The 14,110-nt window shown below is 59.4% G+C and carries 18 protein-coding genes; 4 read left to right on the top strand and 14 right to left on the bottom strand.

From position 1 onward, the window contains the following. Positions 1-203 precede the first annotated feature (203 nt). Both tatA and GWR55_RS09615 read left to right on the top strand, forming a co-directional pair. Entirely contained in the window at positions 204-413 is a 210-nt protein-coding gene (tatA, locus tag GWR55_RS09620; RefSeq protein ID WP_162402079.1) for a twin-arginine translocase TatA/TatE family subunit, read from the top strand. An 84-nt stretch (positions 414-497) separates the two neighbouring features. After that, the gene (locus GWR55_RS09615) at positions 498-1,304 is read left to right on the top strand and encodes a PPK2 family polyphosphate kinase (RefSeq protein WP_162402078.1); all 807 of its coding nucleotides are present in this window, start codon (positions 498-500) and stop codon (positions 1,302-1,304) included. A 331-nt stretch (positions 1,305-1,635) separates the two neighbouring features. Here the strand turns inward: GWR55_RS09615 and GWR55_RS09610 are convergent, their stop codons facing one another. Then, positions 1,636-2,250, bottom strand: a complete 615-nt coding sequence (locus tag GWR55_RS09610; protein ID WP_162402077.1) for a TetR/AcrR family transcriptional regulator — start codon at positions 2,248-2,250, stop codon at positions 1,636-1,638. Positions 2,251-2,416: 166 nt separating this feature from the next. Between GWR55_RS09610 and GWR55_RS09605 the strand changes: the two genes are divergently transcribed. Then, positions 2,417-2,860: a DUF6640 family protein gene (locus GWR55_RS09605; protein WP_162402076.1), complete on the top strand. Its 444-nt coding sequence runs from the start codon at positions 2,417-2,419 to the stop codon at positions 2,858-2,860. Between the two features lie 80 nt (positions 2,861-2,940). Here the strand turns inward: GWR55_RS09605 and GWR55_RS09600 are convergent, their stop codons facing one another. Further along, positions 2,941-3,822, bottom strand: coding sequence for a DMT family transporter (locus GWR55_RS09600; protein ID WP_162402075.1), 882 nt, complete (start codon positions 3,820-3,822; stop codon positions 2,941-2,943). Positions 3,823-3,843: 21 nt separating this feature from the next. Then, positions 3,844-5,151, bottom strand: coding sequence for a VWA domain-containing protein (locus GWR55_RS09595; RefSeq protein WP_238398309.1), 1,308 nt, complete (start codon positions 5,149-5,151; stop codon positions 3,844-3,846). Between the two features lie 251 nt (positions 5,152-5,402). Here GWR55_RS09595 and GWR55_RS09590 point away from each other — a divergent pair, with 251 nt between their 5' ends. Then, positions 5,403-6,434 carry a VWA domain-containing protein gene (locus GWR55_RS09590; RefSeq protein ID WP_162402074.1) on the top strand — a complete coding sequence of 344 codons (1,032 nt, stop codon included), beginning with the start codon at positions 5,403-5,405 and terminating at the stop codon, positions 6,432-6,434. 218 nt (positions 6,435-6,652) lie between these two features. Here GWR55_RS09590 and GWR55_RS09585 read toward each other — a convergent pair whose 3' ends face one another. The 11 genes from GWR55_RS09585 to hisI form a co-directional block, all read right to left on the bottom strand. After that, the gene (locus tag GWR55_RS09585; protein WP_162402073.1) at positions 6,653-7,354 is read right to left on the bottom strand and encodes a HisA/HisF-related TIM barrel protein; all 702 of its coding nucleotides are present in this window, start codon (positions 7,352-7,354) and stop codon (positions 6,653-6,655) included. Between the two features lie 12 nt (positions 7,355-7,366). Further along, on the bottom strand, positions 7,367-7,663 hold the full coding sequence (locus GWR55_RS09580; protein WP_162402072.1) for a hypothetical protein: 297 nt from the start codon (positions 7,661-7,663) through the stop codon (positions 7,367-7,369). 8 nt (positions 7,664-7,671) lie between these two features. After that, positions 7,672-8,451: an imidazole glycerol phosphate synthase subunit HisF gene (gene hisF / locus GWR55_RS09575; RefSeq protein WP_162402071.1), complete on the bottom strand. Its 780-nt coding sequence runs from the start codon at positions 8,449-8,451 to the stop codon at positions 7,672-7,674. Continuing rightward, complete coding sequence (locus tag GWR55_RS09570; protein WP_162402070.1) at positions 8,445-8,738, bottom strand: biotin/lipoyl-containing protein; 294 nt, start codon at positions 8,736-8,738, stop codon at positions 8,445-8,447. Before GWR55_RS09570 ends, hisF begins: the two co-directional genes overlap by 7 nt. Positions 8,739-8,740: 2 nt before the next feature. Continuing rightward, positions 8,741-9,349: an imidazole glycerol phosphate synthase subunit HisH gene (hisH, locus tag GWR55_RS09565; RefSeq protein ID WP_162402069.1), complete on the bottom strand. Its 609-nt coding sequence runs from the start codon at positions 9,347-9,349 to the stop codon at positions 8,741-8,743. Beyond that, positions 9,343-9,621, bottom strand: coding sequence for a hypothetical protein (locus tag GWR55_RS09560; protein WP_162402068.1), 279 nt, complete (start codon positions 9,619-9,621; stop codon positions 9,343-9,345). The genes hisH and GWR55_RS09560 overlap by 7 nt, the downstream gene beginning before the upstream one ends. 2 nt (positions 9,622-9,623) lie before the next feature. Next, positions 9,624-10,244, bottom strand: coding sequence for an imidazoleglycerol-phosphate dehydratase HisB (gene hisB / locus GWR55_RS09555; RefSeq protein ID WP_162402067.1), 621 nt, complete (start codon positions 10,242-10,244; stop codon positions 9,624-9,626). A 117-nt stretch (positions 10,245-10,361) separates the two neighbouring features. Beyond that, on the bottom strand, positions 10,362-11,456 hold the full coding sequence (hisC, locus tag GWR55_RS09550; protein WP_162402066.1) for a histidinol-phosphate transaminase: 1,095 nt from the start codon (positions 11,454-11,456) through the stop codon (positions 10,362-10,364). Continuing rightward, positions 11,453-12,721 carry a histidinol dehydrogenase gene (gene hisD / locus GWR55_RS09545; RefSeq protein ID WP_162402065.1) on the bottom strand — a complete coding sequence of 423 codons (1,269 nt, stop codon included), beginning with the start codon at positions 12,719-12,721 and terminating at the stop codon, positions 11,453-11,455. The genes hisC and hisD overlap by 4 nt, the downstream gene beginning before the upstream one ends. A 23-nt stretch (positions 12,722-12,744) precedes the next feature. Then, entirely contained in the window at positions 12,745-13,629 is an 885-nt protein-coding gene (gene hisG / locus GWR55_RS09540) for an ATP phosphoribosyltransferase (protein ID WP_162402064.1), read from the bottom strand. Continuing rightward, positions 13,630-13,986 carry a phosphoribosyl-AMP cyclohydrolase gene (gene hisI, locus GWR55_RS09535; RefSeq protein WP_162402063.1) on the bottom strand — a complete coding sequence of 119 codons (357 nt, stop codon included), beginning with the start codon at positions 13,984-13,986 and terminating at the stop codon, positions 13,630-13,632. It lies immediately after the preceding gene. Positions 13,987-14,110: the final 124 nt, after the last annotated feature.

The raw sequence follows: 14,110 nt of genomic DNA, 5'->3' as shown, positions 1-14,110 counted from the left end.
CTTCCCTCGTTTTGAGGGCAGCGTTCTTCTGCCATTCCTCCGACAACTGCGGGCGCCTCATCTTCAGCCTCAAGCGACGAAGTAGGCTTCATTCGAGTCCCGGCCCTCCCCCATCCCCAAATGCACCTTCTCGTGTGCGACAATAGTTCCTACCGCCGCTGAACTTCATCGATAGGTTCGCGGCAGCGCAAGGGGAGATATCCATGGGCGAACTATTTACACCGACGCATCTGATCGTCCTCGCGGTCGTTGTGCTCGTACTCTTTGGCGGTAAAAAGCTGCCTGAGCTCGGCAAAGGTCTCGGCGAGGGTCTTCGTGGTTTCAAAGAGGGCATGAAGGGCGTCACCGACGAGGTCAACAAGCCTGTCGATACGAACACCGCAGCACCAAAGCCCGAAGAGACCGCCAAGTAAGCCGGTCTACGAACTGGAAACTGCCGGCTGCTACAACCCGCATCTTCTCCGTCTAAACTGCAAGGCCGGCTCCCTGCGCATTGGATGAAGCTAAAATCACCCTATCTCGTCAAGCCGCACGCGAAGATCAGGCTCTCGCGCCTCGCAACGGACGAGACAGGGTCTTTTAAGCACGAGGATGCCGCCAAGGCCGCTCTGGACCGTCATCGGCAGGAGCTTGCCGACTTGCAGGAGATTCTCTATGCCAGCAAACAAAAGGCACTCCTGATCGTTCTGCAGGGGATGGATACCGCCGGTAAGGACGGCACCATCAGCCACATCTTCTCCATCATCAATCCCCAAGGCTGCGACGTCGCCAGCTTCCGTGAGCCTACCCCCGAGGAGTCCCAGCACGACTTCCTCTGGCGCATTCACGCCCAGGTTCCCCGGCGCGGGATGATCAAGATATTCAACCGCTCCCATTACGAAGACATCCTCGTTCCCCACGTCCACAAACTCGTCTCCCGCAAAAAGCTGGAAGAGCATATCGAGGACATTGTCGAGTTCGAATCCATGCTCCACGACAACGACCTTGTCATCCTCAAGTTCTTCCTCCACATCTCCTTTGAGGAGCAGACCCGCCGCCTGCAGTCGCGCATCGATACTCCAGACAAACAGTGGAAGCTCTCGGCCAGCGACTTCCGAGAGCGCGAGTTCTGGCCTCAGTACGAGGACGCTTATAACCATATCCTCGGAGCCACCAGCCGCAGACACGCTCCCTGGTTCATCATCCCGTCGGACTACAAATGGTACAGAAATGTCACCATCTCCCGGATCCTCGTCGAGGCCATGAAGGACCTGAAGCTCAAATACCCTGAGCCCTCAATGGATCCCTCCAAGATTAAGCTCTAGCCTTACGGGCGTCCCCATCCCCCTGTTCCATGCTGCAGGGAAGCACGAAAATCCCTCCCGCGCCTTCGACTTCAGTCCTGATAAACGTGTCATCCTGAGCGAGCAGAGCGAGTCGAAGGATCTGCGGTTCTGTCCTGGTACCGGGTGTGCCCCATTCATGACGCAGGCTTCCCGCGGCATGAGTGCGCCGTTTGTGCATTGCGCGAACCGCAATGTTAAGGGCACGGTTTCAGCCGCTGCGGACGCTCTCAAACCCTCCTCACTATCCAATCGGAGCATTTGTCATTCAGAACAAAGCCGCTCACTCGAAGAGGTCCGAGGTTCTCGGAGCTTACCTGACCACCCCGCCAACCAGTTCCCGCACATCCCCCGGCAGTCTCTCACCCAGCACCGCCGCACAAAATACCTGAAAGAACACCGATCCCATCAACATCTGCCCGGCCACGGCACCATCAATGTCAGCGGCAATCCTCCCAAGCGCCTTCTCCGCGTCGATGTACTCGGCCAGTGTAGCCACGCCGCGCTGCGGGCCGCGTCCCTGCGACCGCAGCGACTCCTGAAAACGGTTGCGTAACTCGGGTTCTCCTGCCAGTGAACACAGCATTACTACGACCTTCTCCTGGAAATGCCGCAGTCCCTCGACGGCAATGATCAGGTTCTCTTCCGGCGTCCCAAGCCCAACCTTCTCCTTCAGCTCCCGAAGAGGAACCAGCATCTCCGGGAGGCCCTCCTCCAAAACCGCCAACAGCAGATCGACACGGTCTGCGAAGTGCACATAGATCGCACCTTCGGAGCAGGGAACACTCTCCGCAATTGCCCGCGTCGTTACCCCCGAAGCCCCACGTTCTCGCACCAGCCGCTCTGCCGCTCTTACGATCTCCGCCCTGCGACTCGGCCTTCCGCGTTTTTTAGCACTCTCCGAACCTTTTACCTCTTCTGCGTCCATCCTCACCTCCTTCCGCCCGCTAAGTACACGACCGGGACGACTTCCACCGCACACGTATACGATCTCTACCCTCACCCTTATGTAGTCCTGAGCGAAGCTATTGCCAGCCTATGTACTTCAGAATATAGTGATCAATCACTCACTAAATAGTGAGCGCGAGGTCGCGATGCGTCAAGCTGCTATCGGAAGAATCCTTCTCACCTTCGTCCTTCTCGGCGGGTCCATCATGTCTTTCGTCCTGGACTGGAGCCCCAACCACCTGCTTAATCCGCTCTGGCATCCGCATGCGCGGTATCACTCGGCCATTCTGCTCTTTTTCTTTGCCGGAGTAGCGATGACTGCTACGTGGCTGCTCTGGCGGCCTTCCCCGGAACCGCGTACGGCCTTCACAGCAGCGGCCCTTCTTTCGCTCTCCTACTGGACTCCCTTCTTCTATGTGCCTCTGCTGCTCAAGCCAGCTTCGTACTGGGCGGGGACCCCTGGCCACGAGCCCCACATCCACGGGATTCTCATCTATCCCAACCTCCTCGTCGTCGGTCTCTTTGTAGCACTCACGCTTTGGGGCTGGAGAATGGGAACGCACGGTCAAGCCGTGACTATAGATAAATAGAGCGGAATGAGAGACATAACCGGTGTCGGCTCATCGTGTCCGATCCGATAATGGAAATGCGAATTGAAGAAATCTGGGGGCTAAAGGGTAATCATCACCACTGCGGCAGCGGCCACCAGCATCCCCACAGCCTGCCGTCGTGTCGGCCATTCATGGAGCATCCAGGCCGCCAACAGGATCGTTGAACCTGGATAGAGGGATGCCAGGACTGCCGCGATATCCAGCCGTCCGGCTCGCGTGGAGGCGATAAACAGGAGGTTCCCGGACGTGTCCAGCAGGGCAGTCGAAAGCGCCCACAGGATAGCCTTGCCGGGCAGCCAACGGCGTCCTCCCGCTTTGCCGCTTCCAGCAAAGACGGTCCCCAGCAGGATCAATGAACAGGTAGAGAGGCTTCCGATCCTCGCCGTGGCCATCGGCCATACCACTCCGGCAACTCCGGCAAACTTGAGGGCAGTAAAGTAAATCCCGAAGCCTGCGCCGGAGAGAATCGCCAGCCAGGTCGTTCCCTTCGAGACTGGCTGTGCCTCCGGATTATCGCCTGCGGCAATCATCCAGATTGATACTCCGGCGACCATAAAACCGACGATTCGCAGCAGGCCGGGTGAACCCTCCCGCGTGATCGAGACCGCCGCTGGAATCGCCGCCGCCAGCAGACCGCTGATCGCGGCCGAGACGCCCATCGCTCCCCGCGAAAGAGCGATGTAAAAGCCGACGAGAGAGAGTCCTCCCATCACCCCGGCCAGCACCCCCCATAACAGGGGAGCACCGTGAGGGAAGGCATCGCCTCGCCATGTAGCGATCGCCACCAGCACACAGAAGCTGGCTGCATGGCTGGTCAGGACGACGCGCAGAGCGCCGCCCATGGTGCTGCCGGCCCGCTTGGCTCCCATGCCTCCGGAGAAGTCGCCACCGCCCCACAGAACGGCAGCTGCTAGCGCGAACCATGCGTTTGCTCCCGGCATCGTCTTCTGCCTGGCGCGTCTCTATCGGTTCGGTGTGATCGTATTTACCGGCCCCGAATCGCTCGCCGTCGGGATATAACCCTTCTTGGCGATCACGGTGAGGTTCGGACGAAGCACTCGGACATCGATCGATCTGTACTTGCCATCGATGAAAGGCTGATGCGAGTAGTAGCCAATGGTGTACTGGGTCCGGACCTCTTCAAAGATATTCTGGAAGCTCTGCTCGATGCCCCGCTGCCGGAACTCCGCATCCAGATTTCCGCCAGTCTCGTTCACGTAAACGGGAAGGACATTATCCCGCATGGTATAGGGCAGATGAATCTTGTCGAGGAAGCCGACCATGGGCAGGGAGGAGTCGCCGACAAGCGTGCCGTAAACCGCAATCTTGTTGGTCTGCAGGTATTGGATCACTTGCTTGGTCTTGGCCTGTGAACCATATTCCTTGCCATCGCTGATGACGTAGATCACGCGCTTGCGGCCCCTGCCTCGGGTTGTAAGAGACTTCGCAGCTTCGAGGATGGCGTCGTTGAGGGTGTGGACTTCCTTGGGAACCTTCAGTTCCATCGCCTGGCTGTTGCGGATCGGCGCGGTGTTCGGGTCGAAGTTTCTGCCGTTGATCACCGTCGTCTGGGCCAGCGGGCCGCCCAGATTCATGTAGACCTCGCGGCCCGTGCTTTTGGAGTTGTTAAGAGCAAACTCCAGGCGCGCGCTGTTGGCGGCGGTGAAGTCTGTGCGCTTCTGCGGTCCGTTGTTGTAGGTGAAGACCGCCACCTCGTCATAAGGTGCGAAAGCTCCCTGTAGCGCAGCCAGAGAGTTATTTACCTTGGCCATGTTGTCCGGGGTCAGGCTCTGATCGATCACAATGGCGACCGAGAGAGGGAAAGGGTCCACCGTAAACAGGCTGATGCGCTGGGGAATGTTGTTCTCGTAGATACGCACTTCACGCCACGTAATCCCTGGAACCAGCCGCTGTTTGTTGTCCTTGACGGTAAACGGTACTTCGACGAAGTTGGTGCGGACAACCAGTTTAAAGGCATCGGCGCCCTCACCGGGAGCAGGCAGCTCCGGCGGGGTTTCCTGGCCGGCGGGCTGCAGCTGCTGCGCCGCAGTTGAGGGCAGACTGGAAGGCGGGCCCTGCTGCTGATCGGCCGGAGCATGATCTCCGTTGGAGGTGGGCGTGGTGCCCATGCCTGGCGCAACCTTATCGACAGCCGGCAGACCGACCTGTGGGCGCGGCGCGTCGGGTATCTGCTGCGCTGCCGAAGCCTCTTCGGTCGTCTTCTGTGCCTGCGCCTGCCCCAGCGCCAGAAACGCCAGAACTCCCGCCAATACGCTTTCCCTGACCACTCAAAAACCCCCGTACCACGTTCCACCCAGACTTCCAATGGCGCCGGGTGTTGCCTCATACCAGAGTACCAGCCAGTGAATCAGGAGGCTATCACATTGAAAGACCTCAGATCCTCTCAACTGATAGGACGCAGGAGGACGATAAGCGCGTTGCGCCTCCGGTACTGTACAGGAGCGCCTTGGAATTATTTTTTTAGCTGACCCGTTGGCGGCTTCGCTCGTCTATATAAAGCATGCGTTCCTCTTTGTGTGTCTCTGCGGCTCTGCTCGTCTTTGCTCTCGGCTTTGCCAACCCTTTACGCGCGCAGGAGGCTCCTTCACCCGGTGGGCCGCCCCCGGCAAGTTCTGCTCCCGCTGAGCAGCCGGTCGACACGGGCGACACCCAGACCCTGAAGGTGAACGTAAATCTCGTCAACGTGTACTTCTCCGTCCGCGATAAGAACGGGTACATTACCAACCTCGGCAAGGATGACTGCCAGATCTTCGAAGACAAGGCCCTGCAGAAGACCAAAAACTTCACCCAGGAGAAGAACCTTCCTCTGACCATTGGAATTCTGCTGGATACCAGCGGAAGCCAGCAGAGTGTCCTTCCGATGGAACAGGACGCCGGAGCAGAGTTTCTAAAGGACGTTCTGACCCCGAAGGATGAAGCGTTCCTGATCTCGTTCGATATCAACGTCGATCTGCTGGCGGATTACACCAATTCACCCAGCGAGCTAAGGCGCGCTATGCAAAAGGCCAGCATCAATACCGGCGCTGGAACCGGATCGGTCACAGGTAACAGCACTCCTCGTGGAACGCTGCTTTACGATGCGGTCTACCTGGCGGCCCACGACAAGCTTCGTCAGGAGGCCGGCCGCAAGGTTCTTGTCATCCTGACCGATGGGCAGGACCAGGGATCGCAGGAGAACATCCGCACGGCCATCGAAGCCGCCCAGAAGTCGAATGCCCTCGTCTACGTCATCCTGATCGCGGATCGAGGATTCTACGGCGGTTTTGGGTACTACGGCGCAGGCGATATGGACCGTCTTGCGCGCGAGACCGGTGGTCGCGTGATCAATGTGGGCAACAATGGCAAGAAATTGCAGGAAGCCTTTGACCAGATTCAGGATGAACTGCGAACCCAGTATCTTGCCAGCTACACCCCGACCAACCTGAAGGCTGACGGCAGCTTCCGCACCCTGAACATCACCTGCGGCAAGGATACGAAGGTGCAGGCCCGCAAGGGGTATTACGCTCTGGCAGACAGCCCTGACAACAACTAGGCCAAAGCGAGAAACATAGTGGTTAGTGTTCCATCCTTACAAAGTGTCATCCTGAGCGTAGCGGAGTCGAAGGATCTGCGTCCTTTTGTGCAGGCCATCTTTTTGAACTACTGCGTACAAACCGCAAATCCTTAGACTTCGCCTCTCGCGAGAAGACTGCGAGAGGCTTCGCTCAGGATGACACGTTAGATGACTGGGATGATGAAAAGCCTATATTTCTAGGCCTCCATCGCTCCCGAATAAACCGCCATCCCCGCAACGGCATCCACACCCATGCCATCGAGATCGTCGACCTCGCGGCGTTCCTTGATCCCTCCGGCGACGATCAGTTGTTTTGCCGTGGTGGCACGCAGAATGGCGGCGACATCGATCGGAAACCCGGTCATCGTGCCTTCCGTGTCGACGTGCGTGTAAAGGAAGGCGGCACAATAGTCCTCAAGCCAGGTGACGGCTTCTTCCGGGGTGAGCGCAACGTTCTCCTTCCATCCGCGCACGGCTACCTGGCCACCCTTGGTGTCGACTGAGAAGACGAGTTGCTCTTCTCCGAGTGCGTCGCGCAGCTTCTGGGCGAAATCGAGGTTGATCAGTGGGTGACGTTTGCGGTCGGCATCATTGTCTCCGCCAAAGAGCGACGAGCCATAAATGACGCGCTTTGCGCCGAGGTCGAGCATGCGCTGGCCATCCTCAGCCGTGCGCAGGCCTCCGCCCACCTGGCAGGGGAGCTTCGAGGTGAACTGCGAGATCAGCTCGGCGTTCGATCCCTGCCGCATAGCTGCATCGAGGTCGATGAGCTGGACGAGAGGATACTTATTGAAACGCTCGATCCAATAGTCGAAATCATCAAAGGCGAGCTTGAGCTTTTCACCCTGGACGAGCTGCACGATGCGGCCGCCCATAAGGTCGATAGAGGGTATAAGCATGTCGATATTCTCTCAGGTATCGCGCTGTGGACGCAGTGCATTGAAGAAGGCGCGCGCCCAGATGGCCAGAACAATGTTCACAAAGAAGCTCAGGACGGAGGCATAGCGAAAGAGGTCTTCAGAGGTGAATCTCTCCCAGTAGAACTTGTCGATGATGGCCCGAGCGAGGACCAGGCCGGGCTCGAGCAAGACGATTGCGGCCAGATGGCAGGCGAAGCCGAGAGGGTTTTGATGGAAGATCCCGACACCCACAGAACCGAGCAGTCCTGCAAACTGCACGGCGAGGAAGGCCAGCCAGAAACTCGTCATACAAAATGCTAGCAGGGTAGGCGAACGGGAACGCCGGCCCGCTGCAGCTCGGCCTTCAGCTCGCGTGAGTCCGTCACGCCGAAGTGGAAGATGCTCGCGGCGAGCGCGGCATCGGCTTTACCGCGTCCGAAGACCTCCGCGAAGTGCGCCGCCGAACCTGCGCCTCCGCTGGCGATCACGGGGATCTGCACGGCCTCGGAGACGCGTGCTGTCAGCTCGCAGTCGAAGCCCGAACGCATGCCATCGGTGTTCATGCTGGTCAGCAGAATCTCGCCCGCACCGCGCTGCTCAGCTTCGCGTGCCCACTCAATCACCTTGCGCCCAGTGGGCTTACGGCCACCGGCGACGAAGACCTCGGCATCACCGACCGGGTCGGCTGAGTTTTCCGCGCGTCGAGCATCAATGGCGACGATAACGGCTTGCGCGCCGAAGCTTGAGCCGATCTCGCCGATCAGCTCTGGACGAGCGATGGCAGAGGAGTTGATGCTGACCTTGTCAGCACCAGCATCGAAGACCGCCGCCGCGTCTTCTGCAGAGCGGATGCCGCCACCGACCGTGAAGGGAACGAACAGCTCCGCAGCAGTGCGCTTCACCGTATCGAGCAGTGTGCCTCGACCCTCGTGTGTGGCCGTGATATCGAGCAGCACGATCTCGTCGGCTCCCGCGGCTGCGTGCCGGTGCGCGAGCTCGGCGGGGTCGCCGGCATCGATGATATCGACGAACTGGATGCCTTTGACGACGCGGCCGTCGCGGACGTCGAGGCAGGCGATGATGCGTTTGGTCAACATGGTTGCGATCTCACGGGTGTTACGGCGTCGACCTGGCGTTCGGCACCCTCCGCAACGATGCGTGCGAGAGGCTCGTCGGGATCGAGGGAGTCTCCGCTCTCGGCGAACCAGCCCACCAGCAGACCCTGCAGCGGTGCGCGCAGATGGAACTCGCATTTGCCGTCGGAGAGCACGGCGATGTTCTGCCCGGTACCGACGAGCGTACCCGCGGGGACGAGCTGCTGCGCGAGCTTGTACTGCGCCTGGGACGTCTCTTCGGCGAGCATGAGTTCATAGACGAATGGCATGGTTATAGCTCCACGAAGTTCTTGAGGATCTGTAGGCCGACGGTGCTCGACTTTTCGGGATGGAACTGCACGCCCATCACGTTGTCGCGCTCGACCGCTGCGGTAAAGTCGCCACCGTAGTTGGTGGTTGCGGCTGTATCTGCACTCACCGGCGCGCGCCATGAGTGCGTGTAGTAGACGAAGCCGCCGGGCGCAACGCCGCGCAGTAGGCGTGAGTCTTCGCGAATGTTCTCAAGCGAGTTCCAGCCGACATGCGGCGACTTCAGCTCTGCGCCGTTGAAGCTGGCAGGGAAGCGTTCGCACTTCGAGCCGAAGTGGCAGAGACCTTCCGTTGCCTCTGCTTCGGTCGATCCTTCATACAGCCACTGAAGACCAACACAGATGCCGAGGAACGACACGCCACTCGCGATCGCTTCGCGGGTAGCTTCCGTGAGTTCAAGGTCATGCAGAAGCTGCGTCGCCTGGAAGTGCCCTACGCCGGGCAGAACAATCTTGCTTGCGTTGCGCACGTCGTCAGGCGACTGCGTGACGTGTGTCTCCGCGCCGAGGTAGTGCAGCGCCTTGAGGACGCTGGTTAGGTTGCCCGCTTTGTAGTCGATAACGGCTAGCATTGCATTTGTCCTATCCAGGTAATCCAGCTAAACCAGAAGTAAGAAGCCACAAGGCCGGCAGCAGCCAGCAGCCATCGGCCCATACCTTTACCAAAGAGAGCGAGAACGACTGTTATGAGTGCAAAGGCCAAACCCACTTCAACCCCGACCGCTTTCCCATGACAAGGAGTGAATCTCGAAGAAAGCTGCTGCCAAAGGCCATAGAACATAAGATTGGTGACAAACGCATACACGCCCACCTTGAAGATGCTCCGGCGCAGGCGGGCGTCCATGTTCACAGCAAGCCCTTCGTGCTCGGCAGAATCTCGGCCATCCTCTCATCACGCGAACACGCTCCACGCAGAGCGCGTGCAAAAGCCTTGAAGATCGCTTCGATCTTGTGGTGGTTGGAGCGGCCGTACATCGTCTTCACGTGAACGTTGGCCTTGGCTCCGCGGGCGAAGCCGTCGAAGAAGTCGGCGAGCAGCTCGGACTGGAAGTCTCCCACTAGGCGCACCTTCACCTTATCGTCGACGACGTAGGCGACGCGGCCTGAGAGATCGACGGCAGCGACGGCGAGCGTCTCGTCCATCGCCATCACGAAGTAGCCTGCGCGCAGGATGCCCTTCTTATCGCCGAGCGCCTTATTGAAGGCCTCGCCGAGCGCGATGCCCACGTCTTCGACGGTGTGGTGCTGGTCGACGTCGAGATCGCCCGTGCAGGTGAGCGTAAGATCGAAGCCGCCGTGACGGGTGAAGAGCTCCAGCATGTGATCGAAGAAGCGGATCCCGGTAGAGACCTTATAGACGCCGGTGCCGTCGATGTTCAGCTTGAGCGCAATCTGCGTCTCGGTGGTATTGCGCTTGATCGTTGCTGTTCTTGGCTTATAGCCGGTTGCTGTGCGTGCCTTTGGCATCTGGGACCTCAGGGGCTAAAGCCCTTTCTCCTTTGATTCTTTTCGGCACGGCTGAAGCCGTGCCCTTAACAAAGCGACAGTGTGTATCGGAAGAATGGTCTTTTCTGGTTTCCATTCTCAGTATTGCGGTTTCCAGCCGATCTCGTCGAGTGATGCTTTCAATGCTTCGAGTCCTCGGGTTACATGATCGCTGACTCCGACGGTGATGCGAACATAACCGTCACAGCCCGGATCGGCAGAACGATCGCGCAGCAGGACGCCCCGACGCCGCATCGCAGCGACCAGTTCCTTGTGGAGCGGTCCGATCTTCATCAGCACGAAGTTGGCGGCGCTGGGGAAGTAGTGCACTCCCATCTCATCGAGCGCGCCCATGACGCGTTCGCGTCCAGTGCGGATCTCCTCGGCGTACCAGTTGATATAGGCGTCGTCTTCAAGCGCGGCTGAGAGACAATCGAGCGCGATGCCGTTGATGTTGTAGGGCGAACTTGCTTTGCGCAGATACCCGATAAGCTCCGGGCTTCCCGCAAGCATCCCGATGCGCAGGTTCGCCATGCCATAGGCTTTGGAGAAGGTCCGGGCGACGAGGAGGTTGGGCGTTGTCGCCAAATCATCGAGAACCGTTTCGCCATGAAAGTGGAAGTAGGCTTCGTCTACCAATAGCACGGCATGGGGTGCTGCATTCGCGATTGCCAGAAGCTGAGCACGGCTGGCGGTTGCCCCAGTAGGGTTATTGGGAGAGGCGACGACGATGAGCCTGGTCCGCTCGTTGATAGCGTTGAGAACCCGCTCAAAAGGAAACTGCAGCGTCTCGTCGGCCTGCACTTTGACCAGGCCGCGTGTCATCAGGGAGATCGAGACGTCGTACATGAAGAAGGATGGAGGCGAGATGATGGCTTCATCGCCGTCTTCAAGAAAGGTGCAGCACACCAGATGGATGCCCTCATCGACTCCGTTGGTCAGCAGGACCTGCGATGCCTCAAGGCCGAAGTGGGCGGCCAGCTTGCGTTCGCCCACTTCGCGCTCGGGATACACGGTAAGTTGCTCGGCAGTGATCTGCTTCAGCCGGTCCATAACGACCGGCGAAGGCGCCAGCGTGTTCTCATTGAAGTCCAGCCGCAGAGCATCGCGGCCGGCGAGCGGCGGATGATACTCCGGCATCTCGAGGACGAGGGGGCGCGGTTTCACAGTCGCAGTGCTCGATGATGTGCTCATTGCTTTGACCTCATTCGTACGCGAACGCTTTCAGCGTGGCCGGTCAGCCCTTCCGCCGTTGCCAGAGCAATGGCGTGCGGACCGAGTTTGCCGAGTCCTTTTCGCGTGTAGTCCTGAACCGTAATGATCTTAACGAAATCAAGAACGCTGAGGCCGCCACGTACGCGACCTACGCGGCCTGTGGGGAGCACGTGGTTGGGACCGGAGACGTAGTCGCCCATCGACTGCGGAGCGTAGTCGCCGACGAAGACGGAGCCCGCGTTCTGCACCCACTTGAGATCGCTGGCAGAGTCGACCGTGAGGTGCTCCGGAGCGAGGCGATTCGTCAGCTCGCGTGCCTCCTCGACCGTCTGGGTGATAAAGATGGCTCCCTGTGCTGCCAGCGACTGCTTTGCGATCTTGTTGCTCTTCGCTTGCAGCTTCACTTCGTCAGCAACATCGTTGGCGAGCTTCTCATTGCTGGTGATCAGGATGGCAAGCGTTTCAGGATCGTGCTCGGCCTGAGCGACCAGATCGGCGGCGATGCCGGGAGCGTATCCCCGCTCGCTGGTGACGACGATCTCCGTAGGACCAGCGGGCATGTCGATGCCGCATTGAGTTGAGACGAGCGTCTTCGCAGCGGTGACAAAAAGATTGCCGGGCCCGACGATCTTGTCGACCGGCGCGATGGTGTCGGTGCCATAGGCAAGCGCCGCAATGGCCTGCGCTCCGCCGATCCTATAGAACTCGGTAACTCCAGCGAGATACGCGGCGGCAAGCGTCTCGCGCACAGGCTTGGGCGAGCACACCACGATGCGCTCTACGCCAGCGACTTGCGCGGGAGTGGCGGTCATCAGCAAAGTGGACGGGAGAGGATAGCGTCCTCCGGGAACATAGCAGCCGACTGAGCTCAGCGGCCGAACGATCTGACCGGTCTTGACGCCGTCTGTGGCATCGAAGCTCCACTCTTGCGGAAGCTGCGCCTCGGCAAAGGCGAGGATGTTGCCACGCGCGATCATCATGGCTGCCTGCAGCTCGGGAGCGGTCTCCTCCCAGGCCGCGCGCATCTCTTCGCGTGTGACCAGCAGCGGCTGTTTTTTTGGCAGTCCATCGAACTTCGCAGCGTATTTGTGTAGCGCGGTATCACCATTCTTCTGGATATCCGCGAGGATACGGCGCACCACGGGTTCCACCTTTGCCGTGTTGACCGCGCCGCGCCGCTCGATCGATGCGATCAGGGCGGCGGCGGACTTCGCGGTGCGTCCGTAGGTCTTTACCAACTTCATCGTGACGGCTCCATTCCTCTTCTTTAGAGAACGACCTTGCTCAGCGGATACTCGACAATGCCTGTGGCTCCAACGGCCTTGAGCTTGGGGATGACATCGCGAACTTCGGACTCGTCAAGGATGGTATTGAGCGCCACCCAGGCGGGATCGCTAAGCTGCGAGATGGTCGGAGAATTGAGCGCGGGGAGGACGTTAATGACAAGGGGAAGATCAGCCGCCTTTGCATTCAGCATCAGGCCAACACGGCCCTGGGCGGCGATGGCGGCGTTCAGCATCAGCGAGATGGTCTCGATCTTCGCCTTCTTCCAGTCATCCTTCCAGGCAGTCTTGTTGGCGATCAGCTGGGTCTCGCTCTCCATCAGGGTCTCGATGATGCGCAGGCGGTTGGCACGTAGGGAGCTTCCGGTCTCGGTGACCTCGACGATGGCGTCGGCCAGCGTGGGAGGCTTCACCTCGGTCGCGCCCCAGCTGAACTCAACCTTGACCGGGATGTTCTTCGAAGCGAAGTAGCGCTTGGTGAACTCGACCAGCTCAGTAGCGATGATGCAGCCAGCCAGGTCCTCGGGCTTCTGGTAGTGCGAATCCTCCGGGACAGCGAGCACCCACTTCACCTTCTGGCGGCTCTGCTTGGAGTAGGTGAGGCTGGTGACGTATTCCACGCTGTGCTGGTTCTCAAGTACCCAGTCGTTGCCGGTCAGCCCGGCGTCGAGCGCGCCGTGTTCCACGTAGCGAGCCATCTCCTGCGCACGGACCAGCATGCATTCGATTTCGGTGTCGTCGATCGACGGAAAGTAGCTGCGGCCGTTGGCGTAGATGTTCCAGCCGGCACGCTGGAACAGCGCGATGGTTGCGTCCTGCAGACTTCCCTTGGGAATTCCGAGCTTCAGCTTCTTCTGCACGTTGCTCATTTACTTCTTCTCCGTTTCGATCTTTTTGGTGAAGCAGCTTACGGTTCCCTCGTGGCAGACAAGGCCATCGCCTTCCACCTCGACGCGGAAGAGCAGGGCGTCGTTGTCGCAGTCGGTCGAAGCCTCGATGATGCGCAGGCGATTGCCGCTGGTCTCGCCCTTCATCCACAGCTTGCTGCGGGTGCGGCTCCAGAAGGTGACAAATCCGGACTCAAGGGTCTTCTGGTAGCTGGTTTCGTTGAGAAAGCCCAGCATGAGCATCTCGCCGGTCTTATGGTCCTGGACGATGCCGGGGACGAGGCCGTCCATCTTGGCAAAGTCGATTTGGGGTGCAGCGGTCTGGGGTGCTTCAGCCATTTCAATCTCCAATCGGTCGTTGACACGTAAAAAGGCCCGCTCGCGGTATGCGCGTTGAGCGGGCCTTTCAGAATCCTGTGGTCTCGAGCTTCGTTACTTCGCCACACCGGACATAGCCGCCAAC

This window comes from Edaphobacter sp. 12200R-103 (assembly GCF_010093025.1).
Taxonomy (GTDB): domain Bacteria; phylum Acidobacteriota; class Terriglobia; order Terriglobales; family Acidobacteriaceae; genus Edaphobacter.
This window is presented reverse-complemented; position numbering and strand designations above follow the sequence as displayed.